General features: G+C 73.2%; 17 protein-coding genes and 1 pseudogene. 8 read left to right on the top strand and 10 right to left on the bottom strand.

Going from position 1 to position 17,110, the window contains the following annotated elements; genetic code table 11:
- The first annotated feature begins 104 nt into the window (after positions 1 to 104).
- The 3 genes from MUY14_RS21590 to MUY14_RS21580 all read left to right on the top strand — a co-directional run bounded on the left by MUY14_RS21590 (position 105) and on the right by MUY14_RS21580 (position 2,140).
- A complete protein-coding gene (locus MUY14_RS21590; protein WP_247024987.1) occupies positions 105 to 683 on the top strand; it encodes a hypothetical protein in 579 nt (192 codons plus the stop codon).
- 72 nt (positions 684 to 755) lie between these two features.
- Positions 756 to 1,403, top strand: coding sequence for a DM13 domain-containing protein (locus MUY14_RS21585; protein WP_247024986.1), 648 nt, complete (start codon positions 756 to 758; stop codon positions 1,401 to 1,403).
- Positions 1,404 to 1,603: 200 nt separating this feature from the next.
- Entirely contained in the window at positions 1,604 to 2,140 is a 537-nt protein-coding gene (locus MUY14_RS21580) for an SRPBCC family protein (RefSeq protein WP_247024985.1), read from the top strand.
- A 473-nt stretch (positions 2,141 to 2,613) separates the two neighbouring features.
- On the opposite strand, the gene MUY14_RS21575 is transcribed toward MUY14_RS21580, so the two are convergent.
- Together MUY14_RS21575 and MUY14_RS47345 are read right to left on the bottom strand one after the other, a co-directional pair.
- Positions 2,614 to 2,841 carry a hypothetical protein gene (locus tag MUY14_RS21575; RefSeq protein WP_247024984.1) on the bottom strand — a complete coding sequence of 76 codons (228 nt, stop codon included), beginning with the start codon at positions 2,839 to 2,841 and terminating at the stop codon, positions 2,614 to 2,616.
- Between the two features lie 92 nt (positions 2,842 to 2,933).
- Positions 2,934 to 3,164 carry a DUF4397 domain-containing protein gene (locus MUY14_RS47345; RefSeq protein ID WP_396126863.1) on the bottom strand — a complete coding sequence of 77 codons (231 nt, stop codon included), beginning with the start codon at positions 3,162 to 3,164 and terminating at the stop codon, positions 2,934 to 2,936.
- Between the two features lie 309 nt (positions 3,165 to 3,473).
- Here MUY14_RS47345 and MUY14_RS21570 point away from each other — a divergent pair, with 309 nt between their 5' ends.
- Positions 3,474 to 4,079 carry an RNA polymerase sigma factor gene (locus MUY14_RS21570; RefSeq protein ID WP_247024983.1) on the top strand — a complete coding sequence of 202 codons (606 nt, stop codon included), beginning with the start codon at positions 3,474 to 3,476 and terminating at the stop codon, positions 4,077 to 4,079.
- Positions 4,036 to 4,767, top strand: a complete 732-nt coding sequence (locus tag MUY14_RS21565; protein WP_247024982.1) for an anti-sigma factor domain-containing protein — start codon at positions 4,036 to 4,038, stop codon at positions 4,765 to 4,767. The genes MUY14_RS21570 and MUY14_RS21565 overlap by 44 nt, the downstream gene beginning before the upstream one ends.
- A gap of 12 nt (positions 4,768 to 4,779) precedes the next feature.
- Here MUY14_RS21565 and MUY14_RS21560 read toward each other — a convergent pair whose 3' ends face one another.
- On the bottom strand, positions 4,780 to 6,144 hold the full coding sequence (locus MUY14_RS21560) for a DUF2867 domain-containing protein (RefSeq protein ID WP_247024981.1): 1,365 nt from the start codon (positions 6,142 to 6,144) through the stop codon (positions 4,780 to 4,782).
- Positions 6,145 to 6,344: 200 nt separating this feature from the next.
- Between MUY14_RS21560 and MUY14_RS21555 the strand changes: the two genes are divergently transcribed.
- Positions 6,345 to 6,911 carry a hypothetical protein gene (locus MUY14_RS21555; RefSeq protein WP_247024980.1) on the top strand — a complete coding sequence of 189 codons (567 nt, stop codon included), beginning with the start codon at positions 6,345 to 6,347 and terminating at the stop codon, positions 6,909 to 6,911.
- A gap of 134 nt (positions 6,912 to 7,045) precedes the next feature.
- On the opposite strand, the gene MUY14_RS21550 is transcribed toward MUY14_RS21555, so the two are convergent.
- Complete coding sequence (locus MUY14_RS21550) at positions 7,046 to 7,486, bottom strand: ATP-binding protein (protein WP_247024979.1); 441 nt, start codon at positions 7,484 to 7,486, stop codon at positions 7,046 to 7,048.
- Between the two features lie 161 nt (positions 7,487 to 7,647).
- Between MUY14_RS21550 and MUY14_RS21545 the strand changes: the two are divergent.
- Positions 7,648 to 8,471: pseudogene (locus MUY14_RS21545) on the top strand (IS5 family transposase).
- A gap of 15 nt (positions 8,472 to 8,486) precedes the next feature.
- Here the strand turns inward: MUY14_RS21545 and MUY14_RS21540 are convergent.
- From MUY14_RS21540 to MUY14_RS21525, 4 genes are all read right to left on the bottom strand, one after another.
- Positions 8,487 to 8,840, bottom strand: a complete 354-nt coding sequence (locus MUY14_RS21540) for an STAS domain-containing protein (RefSeq protein WP_247024978.1) — start codon at positions 8,838 to 8,840, stop codon at positions 8,487 to 8,489.
- A 126-nt stretch (positions 8,841 to 8,966) separates the two neighbouring features.
- Complete coding sequence (locus MUY14_RS21535) at positions 8,967 to 10,793, bottom strand: GAF domain-containing SpoIIE family protein phosphatase (RefSeq protein WP_247024977.1); 1,827 nt, start codon at positions 10,791 to 10,793, stop codon at positions 8,967 to 8,969.
- Positions 10,794 to 10,868: 75 nt separating this feature from the next.
- Entirely contained in the window at positions 10,869 to 13,052 is a 2,184-nt protein-coding gene (locus tag MUY14_RS21530; RefSeq protein WP_247024976.1) for a SpoIIE family protein phosphatase, read from the bottom strand.
- A 241-nt stretch (positions 13,053 to 13,293) separates the two neighbouring features.
- Positions 13,294 to 14,166 carry a LysR family transcriptional regulator gene (locus tag MUY14_RS21525; RefSeq protein ID WP_247024975.1) on the bottom strand — a complete coding sequence of 291 codons (873 nt, stop codon included), beginning with the start codon at positions 14,164 to 14,166 and terminating at the stop codon, positions 13,294 to 13,296.
- Between the two features lie 96 nt (positions 14,167 to 14,262).
- Here MUY14_RS21525 and MUY14_RS21520 point away from each other — a divergent pair, with 96 nt between their 5' ends.
- A complete protein-coding gene (locus MUY14_RS21520) occupies positions 14,263 to 15,087 on the top strand; it encodes a TIGR03620 family F420-dependent LLM class oxidoreductase (protein WP_247024974.1) in 825 nt (274 codons plus the stop codon).
- Positions 15,088 to 15,114: 27 nt separating this feature from the next.
- Here the strand turns inward: MUY14_RS21520 and MUY14_RS21515 are convergent, their stop codons facing one another.
- Both MUY14_RS21515 and MUY14_RS21510 read right to left on the bottom strand, forming a co-directional pair.
- The gene (locus tag MUY14_RS21515) at positions 15,115 to 15,852 is read right to left on the bottom strand and encodes a GAF and ANTAR domain-containing protein (RefSeq protein ID WP_247024973.1); all 738 of its coding nucleotides are present in this window, start codon (positions 15,850 to 15,852) and stop codon (positions 15,115 to 15,117) included.
- A 43-nt stretch (positions 15,853 to 15,895) separates the two neighbouring features.
- Positions 15,896 to 17,095, bottom strand: coding sequence for an FAD-dependent monooxygenase (locus MUY14_RS21510; RefSeq protein ID WP_247024972.1), 1,200 nt, complete (start codon positions 17,093 to 17,095; stop codon positions 15,896 to 15,898).
- Between the last annotated feature and the right edge of the window lie 15 nt (positions 17,096 to 17,110).

Here is a 17,110-nt window from a genome sequence, read left to right as displayed (position 1 = left end):
CCTGATGCTCTCCATGCCGTAACAGGCCGTGCGGCGGGGCCGGGGACGCGCGACGTAAGGGTTCGTTAATCTTCCGGCCCGGTGATCGGGGTTAGGGTCGCCCGGTGCTCAGGTCACCATGGCAGCGACGTGCGCTCCTCGCCGCGCCCGGGTTGCTGCTTGCGGGGTTCGGTGTGGTGCATCCGGGGCAGCTCGACGCGGCCAGCGCGTCCTGGTGGGCTGCGCTGCACGTCGTCCTGCTGCCGGTCTTCCCGTTGCTCGCCGTGGCGCAGTGGTCGTTGCTGACTCCCGCGCCGCCGTGGCTGCGGTGGCCTGGGCGGCTGGCCGCGTTCGGGTTCGCGGCCTTCTACGGGGGTCTCGACGCCGTCGCGGGGATTGCCGCCGGGACGGTGGTGCACGCCCAGCACGGGGCCACGCCGGTCGTCGGTGCCGTGTTCGCGGCCGGGGACCGGCTCGGGTACGTCGGGTCGGCGTGCTTCCTCGTCGCCAGTGTCCTGATCGTCGTCGCGGCCGCCCTGCGCGTGGGGTGGCGGGCGGCGCCGGGTGCCGTGGTTCTCCTGCTCGCGAGTGTGTCGTTCGTGGACAGTCACATTTTCTGGCCGCGGGGCGTTTTCACGATGGTCGGCGTCGCCGTCGGGATGTTCCTGCTGGCTCCGGCCGAGGTGCCCGTAAGGGATCGGTAACCGCGCACGGGGGTGCGGCTGGGTGATTCGTCCGGTTGACTACGGCATCGACGGACGACGGAGGAGAACGAGATGAACCGCGCGCGGCGCCTGTTCACCCGGCCCTGGTTCGGCGGCTTTCTGGTCGCGGGGCTGGTCGCGGTGGCGGCGGGCCTGTACTGGTTCCAGCCGTGGCGGCTCTGGGTCGACGAGACGGTGCAGGATGCTTTCCCGGCCGCCGCATCGGAGCCGCTGCCCGCGCCGGAACCGCGGCTCCCCGCGCCGGAACCGCGGCTCCCCGCGCCGGAACCGCGGCTCCCCGCGCCGGAACCGCGGCTCCCCGCGTCGCCGCCTCCCGGTTCGGTCTCGCGGCCGACTGGGCCGGTGGAACTGGGGACCGGCACGCTGATCAGCCACGAACACCCGACCAGCGGCACCGTCCGGGTCCTGCGCGCGGCCGACGGATCACTCGTGCTGCGCCTGGAAGACCTGGCCACCAGCAGCGGCCCGGACGTGCACGTCTGGCTCACCGACGCGCCGGTGAAACCGGGCAAGGACGGCTGGGCCCTCTTCGACGACGGCAGGCACTTCGACGCGGGCAAGCTCAAAGGCAACAAGGGTAACCAGAACTACGCGCTTCCGGCGGGTACCGACCTGTCCGGGTACACCAGCGTGAGCCTGTGGTGCGACCGCTTCAACGTGTCGTTCGGCGCGGCGGAACTGGTCGGCCCGCGAGGCTGAGAATCGATCCGGCGCCTGTTTTGCATCGTGGTTGCATCGCGCGTCGCCGGTTCCTCATCATGGGGTCATTCGTGCTGGTGGGGACGCATGAACGGCGTGGTTTCGGTGCAAGGCCGGCCGGGAACCGGTCAGCGCCGGAAGGGGGACCTGGCTACGGTTCGGTGGCGAAACGACAAGCCGATCGGATCCTTGGAGGCACCGTGGGAACCGTCGTTCAGGTCGAAACCGCCGTGGCGGTTCCGGCCGACATCACATTCAAGTGGTTCACCGACTTCAGCCATTACCCGAGGTTCATGCGTTCGGTCGAGCAGGTTTTCCCGGTCGAAGGGCATCCCGCGCGTTTCCGGTTCGTGTACACACTCGCCGGCATTCCCCGCCGGTACAGCATCGACGTCACCGCCGATCCGCAGCGCAGGACGCTGGACTGGGTCAGTGCGAGCGGCCCGCGCCACCGGGGGCACGCAACCGTGACCCCGGCGGGCGACGACGCGGCTGCCGTGACCCTCGAACTGGAACTGGAGCTGGACGCGCTCAGCGAGCGCATCGCGCTGGCGTCGGGACTCATCGCGACTCGAGCACGCGCCGATCTGCGGCGGTTCGCCCGGTTCGTCGAGGACGTCCACAACGCTGCCGATCCGTCGGAGGCCAAGGAAATCGCCGACGGAGAGGAGTCGCACCGGACGCCGTTGCAGTGGCTCTTCGACGCCGTCTTTCCCACCGACGAGTCCCCGCGCTGACCTGCCCGGCTCGATTTGACCGCCGCCGGATGGGAAACCGTTGTCCCGGTAGTTCCGCGATGCTTTGTCGAATGTGCCACCGCAGGTGAAAAGGGTGACGCGGGGACTGCCGTCGATGTCGAAGTACGGCTGCAGGTCTATTTCGGACTTGGGGATCCGGGGCGGAGCCGGCATAGGCGGAAGAAGACGCCGGGGCCGGGAGCAGTGCGGCCCGGGTCGATGCCGTCACCTCGGCTGGCGGGTCCGGTCGCCGAAGGGGCGCACCGGCGACCGATGGCCCAGGGGCCGTGGCCACGGTGCCCGTGACGACGGCGATGACTCCCGCGAAGACGAGCGCGGTGCCGGTGCGGCGGTGTGTCCCGGCCGGGCGGGACACACCGCGTCGTGCCGGTCGGTTCACCGCGACGCGGGTTCCGGACGGCGGCGGATCAGCAGGGCGGCGCCGAAGACCGCGACGAGCACGCCGCCCGCGGTCAGGAGGGACCAGCCGGTGGCGTCGTCGTCGGCGGCCAGGCCACCCGAGCCGGTCGGCATGGACGAGGGGGCGGCGCCAGGTTCTTGATCGTCTGCGCGGCGAGGGTGAGGGTCTTCGCGTCGTCCGAGCCGATGGCGTAGGCGATCGTCGCGGTGCCGGCCGCGAGGTCCTTCGGCCCGAGAACGACGGTGGCGGCGCCGGCCATGCCGGCGGGGAAGTCGGCCATGGCTCCTTCGGGTTCGTGAGCCCGGTGAAGGCCGGTTTGCCCCCGGCGCGCACGTCCACGGCCGGTCCGGCTCGTGTCGTTGGCGAACGCGGTCAGCGCGGGCTTGGCCGCGGTGTCCAGGTGGGCGACGAGGCTGAGGTTCTTGTTCTCCGGCAACGCGCTGGAAGCCGGTTCGCCGGCTTGGTCAGGGCGATGTCGTAGCTCCCTTCGGCCAGCGTCAAGGGGCCCGCCACGCTCGCGGGCTGGAAGTTGCCGAGGGTCTGCTTCCCGTTGACGTACACGTCGACCGGCTGGCCGGGGATGCCGTGGACGACCGAGACCACGGACTCCGCGGCCGCGGAGGCGGGAAGCGGGGCCGGCAGCACGGCCAGCACGCCGGTGCGACGACCACGGCGAGCGAACGCGGGGTTCCGGGCATCGGCTGCTCCTCCGGGACAGGTGGCTCGTGCAGCCGGTGGTTCGCCGCGGGGCCGGGAAACTGATGCACCGCCGGCGGTGCATCCGCGGGGGCCGCCGTGGGCGTATCCCCGTTCGCCGGGTGGCTGCGGCGAGGAGGACCGGACTCGAGGTGCGCGAGGATGCTGCTGGTGGAAGGTGTTGCGTCGGCCGGGCGTGCGGTTAGGGTGTCGGCCGTGCCCGATGACGCCGAGACGGCTGACGAGCTCGCGCGCCGGTTCGCCGGCGGTGAGCCGGCGGCGTTGCGGGCGGTGTTCGACCGGCACGGGCCGGCCGTGCAGCGGCTGGTGCGCGCGAGCCTGCGCGACCCGGCGGACGTCGACGACGTCGTGCAGGCCACCTTCGTGTCCGCGTGGAACGGGCGGCACAGCTACGACCCGGACAAGGCCGGCCTGCTGGCCTGGCTGCTGGGCATCACCCGGCGCCGCATCGTCGATCTGCTGCGCGCCCGCGGCCGACGGCAGCGCGACACCGAGGCCGTCGCCGCGACCGCGCCGGCCGAGGCGACGGCGGCGGAGTCCCCCGAGCGGATCGTGGACCGGCTGCTCGTCGCGGACGGCCTGCGACGCCTGCCGGACGCGCAGCGCGAGCTGCTCGAGCTGGCCTTCTATGCTGACCTGACCCACACCCAGATCGCCGAGCGGACCGGCTTGCCGCTCGGCACGGTGAAGAGCCACCTGCGCCGCGGCATGCAGAACCTGCGCTCTGAGCTCGACAGCGTGCCGGAGGAGGTGACCGATGACGCACCTCGATCGCGATCACCTCGTCCTGCTCGCCCTTGACGACCGGGAGCCGGGCACGGCGGACACCGAGCACCTCGGCGGCTGCGCCACCTGCCGCGAGGAGCTCGAATCGCTTCAGGCGGTAGCGGGCCTGGGCCGGGAAACCCGCGCGGAGACGGAACTGCCGCCGGTGGCCGAGGCGGTGTGGGAGCGGATCGCGGCCGAGACCGGTCACCTGCCGCACGAGGCCCAGGACCAGACGGCACGACCGCGCGTGGACGCCGCTCGGGGGAGCGTCTCGCGGCGTCGTTTCCGTTCCGCCGCGCGCTACGGCGTGGTCGCGGCGGCCGCCGCGGCCGTGGCCGCCGTGGTGACGGTGGCTCTCACGCCCGGCAGCCCGGACGAGAGCCGGGTGGTCGCGCAAGCGCAGCTGAACCGGCAGGCGGCCGCACCCGCCGGCGCCGCCGGCCGAGCCCGGATCGTCGACAGCGGCTCCGGGACGCTGCGGCTCGAACTCGAGCTGACCGGAATGCCGGCGCCGGCGGGTCTTTACGAAATCTGGCTCTACGACGGCAAAACCACCATGATCCCCCTCGGTGTCACCGCCGGGACGTACGCCGACGTTCCCATCCCCAGTGGCGTGACGGTGCAGGCTTTCCCGGTGGTCGATGTTTCGGCTCAGCGCATCGGGCAGCAGGAACACGGGACGAGCATGGTGCAGGGGACCATCAGCGCCGGAGATTCCTGACTCGTCGGTCGCTCACCGTTGCTCGGCCGCGCGGACGATCGAGCGTGCGAGCAAGCCGAACACGAGGTCGTGCCCGGGTTTCTGGACGTGCCAGTAGACGTCGCCGACGATGCCCGCCGGGGTGAAGCGGACCTGTTGCCGCAGGCGCGTTCCGGCGCCGGCGGGCTCGGCGCGCAAGCTCAGCTCGGCATCGCCGGGCAAGCGCATCTCGGCGCCCAGGACCAGTTCGCGACGGGTGTCGTCGCGGCGGCGGACGGTCCAGAAGTCCAGCACGTCTCCCGGTCCCGGCCGCGGCGAACGTCCGCGGTACAGGCCGACGCCGCCCAGCGCGTGGTCCAGCACGCCGCGCAACGCCCACGCGAACCCGGGCGGGAACCGGCCGTCGTCGCCGCCCAGCCGCGTGATCGCCTCCCACACGGACTGCGGGCTCGCGCGGGTGTAGCGGGTGTGTTCGCCGACGTGGGCCCGGCCCTCGGGCGCGACGGCCGCGGGGGTGTCGAGCGCGGCGCGCAGGGCGTTGTCGAGGCTCGTCGGCCCGCCGGGCGGAGCGGGCAGGACCGCCTCGACCGGGGTGTCGGCGGGCAGCAGGTCGTGGTCGAGCGAGGCGAACAGCGGCGCGGCCACCGACGCGGGGACGGGAGTGGCCAGGCCCGTCACGAGCGCGGCGAGCGGGTGCGACCACAGCGGGGCGGGCACCGCGAGTGCCTCGGGGCGGCGCAGGACGCGCCCGCATCGCCGGACCAGGTCGTGGTAGCTGATCCGCTCCGGGCCGGTCACGTCGAACCGGCCGTTCGCGGGCGCGGCGTCGGCGGCTGTCCGCAGGAAGTGCCGGACGTCGGCGAGGGCGACCGGGCGGCTGCGGCGGGCGGTCCACCGCGGCCGTGGCCGGATCGGGAGCCGGGCCGTGCGCACCAGCAGTTCGAGCCCGGCGGAGCCGCGGCCGATGATCATCGACGCCTGCAGCACGAGGGCCGGGACCGGGCCGGCGAGCAGGATGTCGGCGACTTCCGAGCGCGAGGCCAGGTGCGCTGACGTCTCCGCGGCCGGGCGCGGGCCGCCGAGGTAGACGAGCTGCCGGACACCGGCTTCCGCGGCCGCCGACGCGACGCGTTCGGCGATGACGCGGTCGCGGTCGGCGAAGTCCGGTTCACGCAAGGAGTGGACCAGGTGGAAGACGACGTCGGCGCCGGCCATGACGGCCTTCAGCGCGGCGGGGTCGGCGGCGTCCCCGCGCGTCACCTCGACGTCGGCGGGGAAGGTGTGCCGGGGCGCGCGGGCCAGTACCCCCACCGGGTGCCCGGCGGCGGTCAGGTCGGCCACGAGCGCGGTGCCGACGAACCCGGTGGCGCCCAGCACCGCGCACCGCCGTTTGCTCACCACTCGGGGACCGCCTTCCGTGCCGACTCAGGATCGATGCAAATCTAGGCCGGAAAACCGGCGGACGCTGGCTGGGCAACCCCATCGCCGCGTTTGCATCGCACCTGAAGCACATAGCTCCCGGTCTTCCGTGTCTCGGGTGCATCCGAAGCCGGCCTCGCCGGCGTAACCCCAGCGTCCACCATCGAGAAGGAGCCTTCATGCGTGTTCGCGTGTTCGGAGTGGTGATCGCGGCGGCCGCGATCATGACGGGTGCGGCGGCGGTCCCGGCCCAGGCGGCTCAGCCGCACGGGGCCTCGGCATCGGCGCACCACACCTGGCAGGGTCACGGATTCCACTTCGGTAAGGGCCGCACGGATCTGACGCTGGACCCGGCGGCGGCCGGTGCGCTCACCTCGCTCGGGGTGCGCGTTTCGCCGGTGCTGGCGCGGGTCGGCCACCCCGGCGGCAAGACCGTGTTCGGGTTCACGATCGTCGGCAACCCCACCGACGGCACCATCGAGCACGTCGGCGGGCTGTTGCTGCGCGCCGGCGGAAAGTGCCTGTACCTGACCAGCTACACGATCGACCTCGACCGCGGCGTGCTGAGCGGCCGGGTCGACTTCCGCACCCGGGCCGACCTGTTCACCATCGGCGCGGCGACGCCCGACGGCGTCACGCTGGCCCTGACCGCACCGGCGGCGGCGCTGCTGAACAAGACCTTCGGTGTCACCGCCTTCACGCCGGGCCTCGTCATCGGCTACGGCAACCCGATGGTCCGCGGCTAGCGGGTGCCGGACGGTGCCTCGGTCCGGGTGACCGCGGCCTGCGGGACGGCCGTTCCCGTCGGCGAGGTGGTGCGCTTCGGTGCCCCGTCCGCCGCGGGAACGGCCGGCCACGCTCACCGCCGGCGCGGCGCTGGTCAGCAGGGAGCGCAGGGGGACGCGTCGAAACCGGCGCAGGACACTTCGGCCCACACCGTCTTGCTGCCCGCCGGGTGCGCGAGCACACCCCAGGTGTCCGCGAGCTTGTCGACGATCTGCAGACCGCGGCCGCCGAGCCGCTCGCGGGACGGTGCCGCGACGACGGGCAGGTCCGGGGAGCTGTCGTCGACTTCGAGCCGCACCCGGCACGGCTCCGCGGTGTGGCTCACGCGGATCTGCAGCGGCCCTTGCCCGTGGTCGTAGGCGTTGGTCACCAGCTCGGTGGCGACCAGCAGCACGTCGCCCAGGTGCGCATCGTCCACTTGCGCCAGCGTGCGGGAGGCCCAGCGGCGGACCTCGACCAGGACCGGTGCCGTGGTGCCGCGGAGATCGAGCGACCACGGCGCTGTCCCGCCCCCGGTGACGCTTCCTTCGGGCATGACCGATCATCCCTTTCCGGGCTTCCGTCCTCCGTGCTGAAGACGTCCGCACCCAGGCGATACCCAGGCCGCGGTGAAGTCAATCGCCGCCGGTGGCCTGCCGGGTGCTCCTAAGGCGTGTCCTCTAAGTGGTTGAGCTGGACCTCTGGTAACTGTGCGCGGTGGTTGGTCGCGGTGAGTTGACGGACAAGGCGTGGGCGGTGATCGAGCCGTTGCCACCTCCGCAGCAGGGCGGCGGTGGCGGGATCACCGCCAAGTCATCAACGTGATCCTGTGGAAGCTGCGCACCTGGAAGACTGCGCATGAGCGGCTGCGGTTGTGGACCAAAGACGGCACCTGGGAGAAGATCCTCGACCGGGTGATCGTCAAAGACGACGCCGTCGGCGACCTCGAGTGGATCATCTCGGTCGACTCCAGCGTGGTCCGGGCCCACCAGCACTCCGCCGGCGCCCGGAAAAAAGGGGATGCGGCGACGGAATCGACGCCCTCGCCCTCGACGGTGAAGGACCCGGCCGGTCCCGCGGCGGACTGAGCACGAAGATCCACCTGGCTGTCGACGGACGTGGCCTGCCGATGCGTTTCCTGATCACCGCGGGCCAAGCCGGGGACAATCCGCAGTTGCTGCCGTTGCTGGACGGCATCAGCGTCGCCCGGATCGGGCCGGGGCGTCCGCGGTGCCGGCCGGAGACGGTGATCGCGGATAAGGCGTATTCGCCTCCCTCGACCCGCCGGGCGATGCGGGACCGGCGGATCAGCTTCGTCAGCCCGGAGCGGGATGATCAGATCGCCCGCCGCGGCGCCAAGGGCTCCCGCGGCGGGCGACCACCAGCTTTCAATGCTGAGGTTTACAAGCAGCGCAACGTGGTCGAACGTTTGCTTCAACCGGCTCAAGCAGTTCCGCGACTTGGCGACCCGCTATGCCAGACGCGCCGTCCACTACCAGGCCGAGCTCACCATCGCGGCGATCGTTCTCCGGCTCCGATGACGTACAGGACAGCTCCTAGCCGGCGACGGCCGGTTCGATGTCGGCGTAGGTGGTGAACTGGGCGCTCAGACCGGTCAGGTCGAGCACGCGCGTGACGGCGCGGGTGGTGGCGACGAGCGCGATCGCGACACCGGTCTCGGTGGCCCTGCTGCGGTGGTCGGCCAGCAGCTCCAGGCCGACCGAGGCCAGGAAGGTGACCGCGCGGAGGTCGATCACGAGCCGTCGGTCTGCCGCGGCGGCTTCGTCGTGGGCCCGCGTGGCGATGGTGCGGGCGTCGGGGGCGGTCGCGAGGTCGAGTTCGCCGGTGAAGGCGAGCACGACCGCTCCCGCCCGCTGGGTGATCGAGCCGAAAAAGGACGGGGTGGTCACGGAGGACCTCGTTCCGGGCCGGGGATGTGGTGACCGGCGGTGTGCGGGCCGCGAATCGTGCGGGATGGCGATCTCCCCGGCAAGGGCTTGTCACCACGTGCGGCCGACGTTACTTCCCGCGACCGGTCACCGCCGATCGGCGGCGGGGATGTGCGCGGCGAGCACGACGACGTCGTCGTCGTGCGGTGTGCCCCGGCCCAGCATGCGGCGGATGGTGTCGTCGACGAACCGCGCCAGGTCGGTGGGGTCCAGCGCGGCGGCGGTCTCCCGCAGGCGCTGGATGCCGGCGTCCAGGTCGGTGCGGCGGCGCTCGACCAGGCCGTCGGTGTAGAGCAGCACGGTGTCCCCGGGCCGCAGCCGCACCTGGTGGTCGACGAGCGGGGTTTTGCGCAGTCCGGGGTAGCCGAACATCATGTCCACCCCTGACAGGACCTCCGTGGTGCCGTCGCGGCGGCGGATGATCGGCGGGAGGTGCCCGGCGCTCGCCCAGCGCATCAGCCAGCGGTCCCCGGTTTCGGGGCGCAGGTGAGCCTGCAGCACGGTGCCGGTCGCCCCGACTCCGGTGGCCGCGCAGGCCTGCTCGACCGCGGCGAGCACGGCCGAGGGCGGTCCGGCGGGTCGCTCCCAGCTCGCTTGCCTGCCCATGTTGCGGACCTGGCCCATCAGCGTCGTGGCCTGGATGTCGTGCCCGGTGATGTCGCCGACGACCAGCGCGAGGGCGTCGTGGCCGGCGCCGGTGAGGTCGACGGCGTCGTACCAGTCGCCGCCGACCTGCTCCAGCCGGCCGACGGGGAGGTAGCGCGCGGCGAGGCGCACCCCGGCGGGCTCCGGCAGCCGGGTCAGCATCGCCTCCTGCAGCTTTCGTGCGACGGTCACCCGGTCTTCGAGGAAGCGGGCGCGTTCCAGGGCCTGCCCGACGTAGCCGGCCAGCGTCGTGATCACGGCTTGCTCGTGGACGTCGACTTCGTGGGCGGTGTCCCACCCGAACAGCAGGACACCGGCCACCCCGGCCGGGCCGGGCAGCGGGACGCACGCGATCGAACACAGGCGCAGTTCGGCGTAGCGGCGCTGAGCGGTCTCGGGGAACGCCGCGGCGATCGCTTCCGGATCGGTGTAGAGCTGCAGCCTCGCTTCCCGAGCGGTGAGCGCGATGGGGGTGTCGTCCTCCACGTGGGAGAGCTCGTCGCCGGATTCGGGCCCGAGCGCCTGCAGGGGGTCGTCGATGCGGTGCAGGTCGCCGGTGCCCTCGGCGAGGGTGAGCCCGATGTAGGCGGGCTTCAGGTCGCCGGAGACCAGGTCGGTGACGATCTCGCGCAGCTGGGAGATGTTTCCGGCGTGGGCGAGGGACTGCGAGGCGGTCAGCAGCAGCTGGGACCGGGTGAACGCCTCGCGCAGCATGGCTTCGGCCGTGTCGGTGCGGGCTCGTTCCCGTTGGGCGTCGCGCGTGGCGATGCGCAGGCGCAGTTCCAGCGAGCAGGCGTGCGCGAGGTCGGTCAGCACGACGAGCTCGTCCGCGTGCCACCGGCGAGGCCGGTGATCGATGGCGCACAGGCTGCCGAGGACGCGGCCCGCGGTGTCGGTCAGCGGGAAGCCGGCGTAGGCGCCGATCGCGAGGGCCGCGACCAGCGGGTTGTCCCGCGACCGGGGATCGGCGCCGCTGTCTTCGATGATCAGCGGAGCACCGGTCACCACCTCGTGGCGGCACAACGACGAGTCGAGGGCCGTGCGGCGGGTGCGGGCCCACGGCTCACCGAGACCCGCCAGGCCGGGGAAAACCTGTTCCCGGTCGGTGATCAGGGAGACCAGCGCGATCGGGGCACCGAGGCGTCGGCGTGCCCGTTCGGCCAGCGCGTCGAGCGCCGGGTCCGGCTCGCCGCCCAGCCCGGTTTCGGCCAGCGCCGCCAGCCGGCCGGGATCGGCCAGCGCCGCGTTCCCATCGTCGTCTTCGGTCATCGCATGAGCACCCGCACCGTCGAAGTCCGCGTCCGTTGGCCGTATCGCCGTCCAGATACCCAACCGCTGTCCCGGTCAAGCGGGTGCGGTGGTGCCGCCGGGATCGGCGGTGAGAACGAGCGCGGCCTGGTCGTCGTCGACGGCGGCGTCACCCGCGAAAGCGGTGACCGCCGCGGTGATGCGCCGGATGACGTCCTGCGCGCGCGGGCGCGCGGGCGCCGCGGTGAGGGTTTCGAGGAGGCGGTCTTCGCCGAACTCCTCGCGGGCACCGTTGCGGGCCTCGAGGAATCCGTCGGTGTACAGGACCAGGCTGTCACCGGGGTTCAGGTGCAGCTCGTACGCGGTGTGGTGCACCGCGACCGAAGCGCCGAGCAGGGTGCCGGGGACCCGGATCTCGTGGGCCCGCCGGTCGGTCGTGAGCAGCACGGGGAAGTTGTGGCCGGCGCGCACCAGGGTGATGTCCACACCGGACGGAGTGGGTCTGAGGTGTCCGTAGACGAGGGTGACGAAGTCGGTGCCGTGCGCGTGCGGCCGGTTGCCCAGCGCGCGGTCGATCGCCGCGACGATCGCGGTGGGCTCGGCCAGCAGCGGCGCGACGGCCCGCGCGGTGTGGCGGACCAGCGCGGTCGTGGTCGCCGCCGTGGCGCCGCGGCCGCAGACGTCGCCGAGCATGAACGCCCACACCTCGCCCGCGAGCGGGAAGACGTCGTAGAAGTCACCGCCGATCTCCAGCCCCGCCCCGGCGGGGTGGTAGACGGTGGCGAGGTCGACGCCGGGTACGTCGGGCAGATCCGGCATGAGCAGGCCGGCCTGCAAGTCGCGGGCGAGGGCGGCACGCTGGCTGTACTGGCGGGCGTTGCGCGCCGCCGATGCCGCCCGGCGGGCGACCTCTTCGGTGAGGGCGACGGCGTGCCCGTCGAGTTCGCGGTCGCCGGTGCTGAGCAGGCGCAGCACGCCGAACGTGCGGTCGCGCTCGGTCAGCGGGACGCAGACGTAGCCGGTGACGCCCAGTTCGTCCCACGGTCCGGGCGTGGCCGGGGCGCGGCGCGCGATCTCGGTCGTCCCGGTCGCGAGGACGCGGGTGACCGTCGCGTCGTCGCCGGGCGGCGGAAGCCGGCTCCCGGCGGTCCCGGCGGTGGCGACCCGCCGGAGGTGGCCGTCTTCGACGATGTCGACGGTGCACATCGGGGCGAGGGCCGGCACGCAGAGCGCGGCCAGGTGCTCGAGCGTCCGGACGTGGTCGAAGGTGCCGCCGAGGACGGTGCTGGCCTCCAGCAGGAAGGCCAGGTCGGCGCGAGCGGCCGCTTCCTTGGCTTCGGCCGCGACCCTCGCCTGCTCGCTCAGGTGCCGTTCGATGGCGAGGGCGGCGGTGCTGGTGAAGATCCCGGCCAGGGCGAGGTCGCTGTCCTTGGGCGCGCGGGGGCTCCGGTGGTACATCGCGAAGGTCCCCAGCAGCCGGCCGTCGCGGCCGAGGATCGGGGTGGACCAGCACGCGGCGAGGCCGGCCCGGCCGGCGAGGTCGCGGAAGTCGTCCCACAGCGGGTCGCTGGCGATGTCGGTCACGATCACCGCGGTCCGGCGGTGGGCCGCGGTCCCGCAGGAGCCGACGCCGTCGCCGGTGGTGATGCCGTCGATGGCGTCGTTGTAGAAGGCAGGCAGGCTGGGCGCGGCGCCGTGGCGCAGGCGCCGGCCGTCGTCGTCGGCGAGCAGGACGGACACGAGCACGTCCGGCACGAGTTGCTCGATCGTGCGGGCCATGCCGTCCAGTACCCGCTCCAGGGGCGCTTGACGGGCGATCTGCTCCAGCAGCAGCCGGTGCTCGGCGGCCAGCCGCTGGGCGTGCCGGACCTGGGTCGTCTCGACGCCGATCACCTGGACACCCAGGACGTTGCCGGCGGCGTCGCGCCGGGGCTCGCAGGTGAAGTCGAAGAAGGCTTCGCGGGCGTCGCCGCCGCTGCCGATCACCACCCGGGTGTTGCGGCCGGTGACCGGCGTTCCGGTCCGGAACACTCGGTCGAGGTGGCCCAGCAGGCCTTGCGCGGCCGGTTCCGGCATCAGCTGCCCCAGGGGAACTCCGGTGCGCACCCGGTCACCGCCGATCGCGGCGGAGAACGCGGGGTTCGCGGCCTCCAGCACGTGGGCCGGGCCGGCCAGCGACGCGAGCACCGCCGTCGACTGCCCGAAGAGGGCCTGCAGGTCCGCGTCGGCGGCAGGGGAGGGCCCGCGGGGGACCACCGGTGCACTGCCGGGCTGGGTCATCGTCGGTCCGCCTGTCCGTCACGGTTCGTCCGGCCGGGGCCCCGTGACCCCACGCACCGACCGCGGGACAGCGTCCGGCCTGGTTGCTCAAGCCGGTTCGGTGGGACGAACGAACATGGTCGGCTGCGTGACCACCCGCGAAGCATATCGCCGAGCAGGCCGCCGACGCAGTTTCAGCGCCCGGCGGACGTCTCGGCACCGGCCCCAGCGGACGCGCCCGACTGACGCCCCCGGGTCGAGGTCAGTCCGTCGCTTCGTCACGGAAGGCCGCCACCGCGCACTCGGCCCCGCTGCTCGCCTGGTCCGGGGCGACGACGACGCTGCCGGGGATCGTGATCGCCGGCTCGAGCGGGAGCGCGCGCACCCGGGTCGAGCGGATCTCGGCGACCTGGTCGGCGGGCAGCACCGTCCAGCTGCGGGGATCCGAACCGACCTCGACGAGCGTGTCCTGGAGGGTGCCGGCCGGCCGGCCGTCCTTCGGGCACAGCCCGGTCTCGCGCAGCGCGTCGACCAGGACGTCGTGCAGCGACGGGTCGTGCGCGCGGGAGGGGACGCGAAGCGCGTCGCCGGCCAGTTCCGCGAGCCCCGCGGTGGGCCGGCCGGCGGCCGGGTGCCGCCGGGACACCACTGCGAACAGCCGTTCGGTCCAGGCCGGCAGCACCGCGAGCCCGGGCACGGACCGCACGCCCCGGGTCAGCGCCAGGTCGAGGTCACCCTGCCGGAGCGCGTTGAGCCGGGCCTCGAGGGGCAGGTCGACCAGCACCACGTCGAACTCCGGCGCCCGCTCGCGGAGGGCGTCGATCCCGCGTTCCAGGCGCGCGGTCAGGCCGGCCGCCGTGCCGATCCGCACGGTCGTCATGACCGGCTTCGCCGCCGCCTGCACCCGGCCGGCGGCGGCCAGCGTGCCGCGGGCGGCTTCGAGCACCCGCTGCCCGGCCGCGGTCAGCCGGACCCGCCGGGGGGAGCGGTCGAGCAGCCGGACCCCGAGCTCGCGCTCCAGCCGGGCGATCTGCTGGCTGACGGCGGGCTGCGCGACGTGCAGCCGCTCGGCCGCCCGGCCGAAGTGCAGTTCGTCGGCGACCGTGACGAAGTACCGCAGTGCCCGCAGTTCCATGTGCCACCCGGCCGTCCTCGACGATAAGGCGAGCTTATCGCAGCACGTGCCGGTTGGGGCTGGTTCGCCGCGGTGGCCGGTGCTGAAGTCGTGATCATGACCATCGAACTCGGACCGCTCGGCGCCTACCTGACCGCCGCGGAGGCGACCGCGGCGGACGCCGTCGCGCTGGAGGAAGCCGGCTACGGCGCGATCTGGCTGGCCGCGTCGCCGGCCGCCGACCTGCTCGCCGCGGAGCGGCTGCTCGACGCCACCCGCCGGATCGTCGTCGGCACCAGCGTGCTCAACGTGTGGCAGACCGACGCCGGCACCGTCGCGGACTCCTACCACCGGATCGCGGGGAAGCACCCCGGCCGGCTGCTCGTCGGCATCGGCGCCGGCCACCGGGAAGTCGACGCCGGGTACGCGTCCCCGCTCGCGAAGACCGCGGGCTACCTGGACACCCTGACCGCGGCCGGCGTCCCCGCCGACCGCGTGCTGCTGGCGGCGCTCGGCCCCAGGATGCTCCGGCTGGCGGCCGAACGCGCCGCGGGCACCCTCACGCTGCAGGTGACGCCCGAACACACCCGCCGGGCCCGGGAGGCCCTCGGCCCGGGCAAGCTCGTGGTGCCCGGCCACGGCGTGCTGCTGGACACCGACGTCGACCGCGCGCGGGAAACCGGCCGGGCCGGGGTGCGGCCCATCCTCGGGATCGCCAACTACGCCACCAATCTCCGGAGGATCGGGTACACCGACGAGGACCTCACCGACCCCTTCAGCGACCGGTTGATCGACGCGCTGGTGCTGCACGGGGACGAGGACGCGGTCGTGGCGGGCGTGCGCGCCGAGCTGGCGGCGGGTGCGAACCAGGTCGGCCTGCACGCACTGGGCGCGGATCCGATCGCCACCCTGCGCGCGATCGGCCGCGCCGAGCGGGGGTAGCGGCGGCCGCGGCCCGCCCGCGGTGGGTCACTGCCGGTGCGTGGCGGAAGTCACGAAGTCCTGGGCGACGTCGCGCAGTTTCACGTTCTGCTCTTGCGAGGCCTTGACGAGCAGCTCGAACGCGTCTTCCGGCGGGATGCAGTGCAGGGCCATGAGAATGCCCTTCGCCTGGTCGATCACCGCGCGGGTGGTCAGTGCGCTGCGCAGCTGTCCCATGGTCTCGTGGGCGGTCCGGTGCCGCCGGGTGCTGCGCAGCGCGGACTCGGCGGCGGAGGTGTACAAGTCCAGCAGTGCCGCGTCCAGCGCGCCGAAGCTGTTGCCGCCGGTGTCGTACAAGTTGAGCGAGCCGTGGTACTCGTGGTCGACGAACAACGGGGCGGAGAGGTAGGCGACGATCCCGGACCCGGCCGCGGCCGCGGCGAACTCGGGCCACTGCCGCGCCGCTTCGGTCACCTCGACCCGCTGGAGCTCGCCGGTCCGGGCGGCCTCCAGGCAGGGGCCCCGCCCGGCGTCGTACTGCGCCTGATCGACGACGTGCGCGCTGTCCCCGGTCGCTGTCGCCGTGTACGGGGAACCGTCGCGCAGCAGCGTGATGCTGGCGATCTCCGCGTCCGGCACCGCGTGCATGACCTGCCGGCACACCCGCTGCAGGACCACCAGCAGGTCCTCTTCCTCCGCGAAGGCGTCGGCCAGCTGATCCAGCGCGGCGGTGACGTCGTCCACTCTCCGGGCGGCGTCCCGCTCGTCAAGCAGTGTCTCGTCCATGCGGTGCTCCTTCTGTGCGCGGCGGCGGGCTCGAGGTCCCGGGTCATTCTCCCGGCGAGCTGGGTACCGCGAGGGGTGGCAGCGGTCGTTCGGTGGCGGCGACGGTGGTGAACTTGGCGGCGACGGGGGCGAACAGCCGCGAAGTGAACACCTTGTCACCGAGGCGCCGCAGCCGCAGGCCGGCCCGGGTGCGCGGGTAGGCGATCGGGACGATCCAGCGCGGGAGGTGCTGGACGTCGTCGACGAGCGGGCGCATCCAGTCCTCGTAGGCCGCGAGCGCCTCCTCGGGTTCGGCGGTGGACAGGCAGGCGGCCAGGACGTAGCCGCTGGTGAGCGCGAGCGACGCGCCGCCCCCGCCCATCGGGGTGACGCACCAGGCCGCGTCGCCGGCCAGGCAGACGCGGCCGCGGTGCCAGGCCGGCATGCGGATCTGGGTGAGGTCGTCGACGTAGACGTCTTCGGCGGCATCGAAGGCGTCCAGCACCCGCGGCGCTTCCCAGCCGACGTCGCCGAACAGCTGCCGGATCCGGCGCAGGGCTTCGGCGCGGCCGAGCCGGGCGAGGTCCGCCGTCCGGGCGGCGCTGAGGATGGCGCGGGTGGTGCCGTGGTTGTCCGGCCGCAGGTGGACCTGCCGGCCCCCGACGGTCGTGTACCACCGCCACCGGTCGTCGTCGGCGTCGGTGCGGGGGATCGTGCCGAACACCATGGTGACGCCGAGCTCGCGGCGGTCGACGAGGTCGCCGAAGAGCCGGTCGCGGGTCGAGGACCGCACGCCCTCGGCGATGACCAGCAGGTCGGCGCGCAGCGTCCGGCCGGCCGCCGTCGTCACGGTGACCTCGCCCTCGCCTTCCTCGACGGTGGAAATCGTTTCGCCGTAGGCGACTTCGACGCCGTCGGGCAGGTGCTCGAAGATCGTCCGGGCGAAGTCGCCGCGCAGGATTTCCAGCTCGGCGGTCGCGCCGCCGTCGGGGCCGCCGGAGGGCAGTTCGGCGAGCACCCGCCCCCGCTCGTCGACGAAGACCGTGCCGGTTTCGGTGGTGTTCTGCGCCCGCACGGCCTCGGTCAGCCCCATCCGCGTCAGCACTTCCCGTGCGACACCCCGGACGTCGACGTTCTGGCCGCCGTCGCGGAAGGCCTCCGCCCGCTCCAGCACGGTCACGTCCCACCCGGTCCGCCGCAGCCAGAAGGCGGCCGAGAGGCCGGCGATGCTCGCCCCGGAGATCACCGCGTGTCGTGTGCTCATCGTCGCTCCGTCCAG

This window comes from Amycolatopsis sp. FBCC-B4732, from assembly GCF_023008405.1.
GTDB classification, from domain to species: Bacteria; Actinomycetota; Actinomycetes; order Mycobacteriales; family Pseudonocardiaceae; genus Amycolatopsis; species Amycolatopsis pretoriensis_A.
This window is presented reverse-complemented; position numbering and strand designations above follow the sequence as displayed.

Bases quoted from the DNA above. Each gene is read 5' to 3' on its own strand.
- MUY14_RS21585 (WP_247024986.1), top strand. From the start codon at position 756: ATGAACCGCGCGCGGCGCCTGTTCACCCGGCCCTGGTTCGGCGGCTTT.
- MUY14_RS21575 (WP_247024984.1), bottom strand. From the start codon at position 2,841: ATGGCCGACTTCCCCGCCGGCATGGCCGGCGCCGCCACCGTCGTTCTC.
- MUY14_RS21565 (WP_247024982.1), top strand. From the start codon at position 4,036: ATGACGCACCTCGATCGCGATCACCTCGTCCTGCTCGCCCTTGACGAC.
- MUY14_RS21555 (WP_247024980.1), top strand. From the start codon at position 6,345: ATGCGTGTTCGCGTGTTCGGAGTGGTGATCGCGGCGGCCGCGATCATG.
- MUY14_RS21550 (WP_247024979.1), bottom strand. From the start codon at position 7,486: ATGCCCGAAGGAAGCGTCACCGGGGGCGGGACAGCGCCGTGGTCGCTC.
- MUY14_RS21535 (WP_247024977.1), bottom strand. From the start codon at position 10,793: ATGACCGAAGACGACGATGGGAACGCGGCGCTGGCCGATCCCGGCCGG.
- MUY14_RS21530 (WP_247024976.1), bottom strand. From the start codon at position 13,052: ATGACCCAGCCCGGCAGTGCACCGGTGGTCCCCCGCGGGCCCTCCCCT.
- MUY14_RS21525 (WP_247024975.1), bottom strand. From the start codon at position 14,166: ATGGAACTGCGGGCACTGCGGTACTTCGTCACGGTCGCCGACGAACTG.
- MUY14_RS21520 (WP_247024974.1), top strand. From the start codon at position 14,263: ATGACCATCGAACTCGGACCGCTCGGCGCCTACCTGACCGCCGCGGAG.
- MUY14_RS21515 (WP_247024973.1), bottom strand. From the start codon at position 15,852: ATGGACGAGACACTGCTTGACGAGCGGGACGCCGCCCGGAGAGTGGAC.
- MUY14_RS21510 (WP_247024972.1), bottom strand. From the start codon at position 17,095: ATGAGCACACGACACGCGGTGATCTCCGGGGCGAGCATCGCCGGCCTC.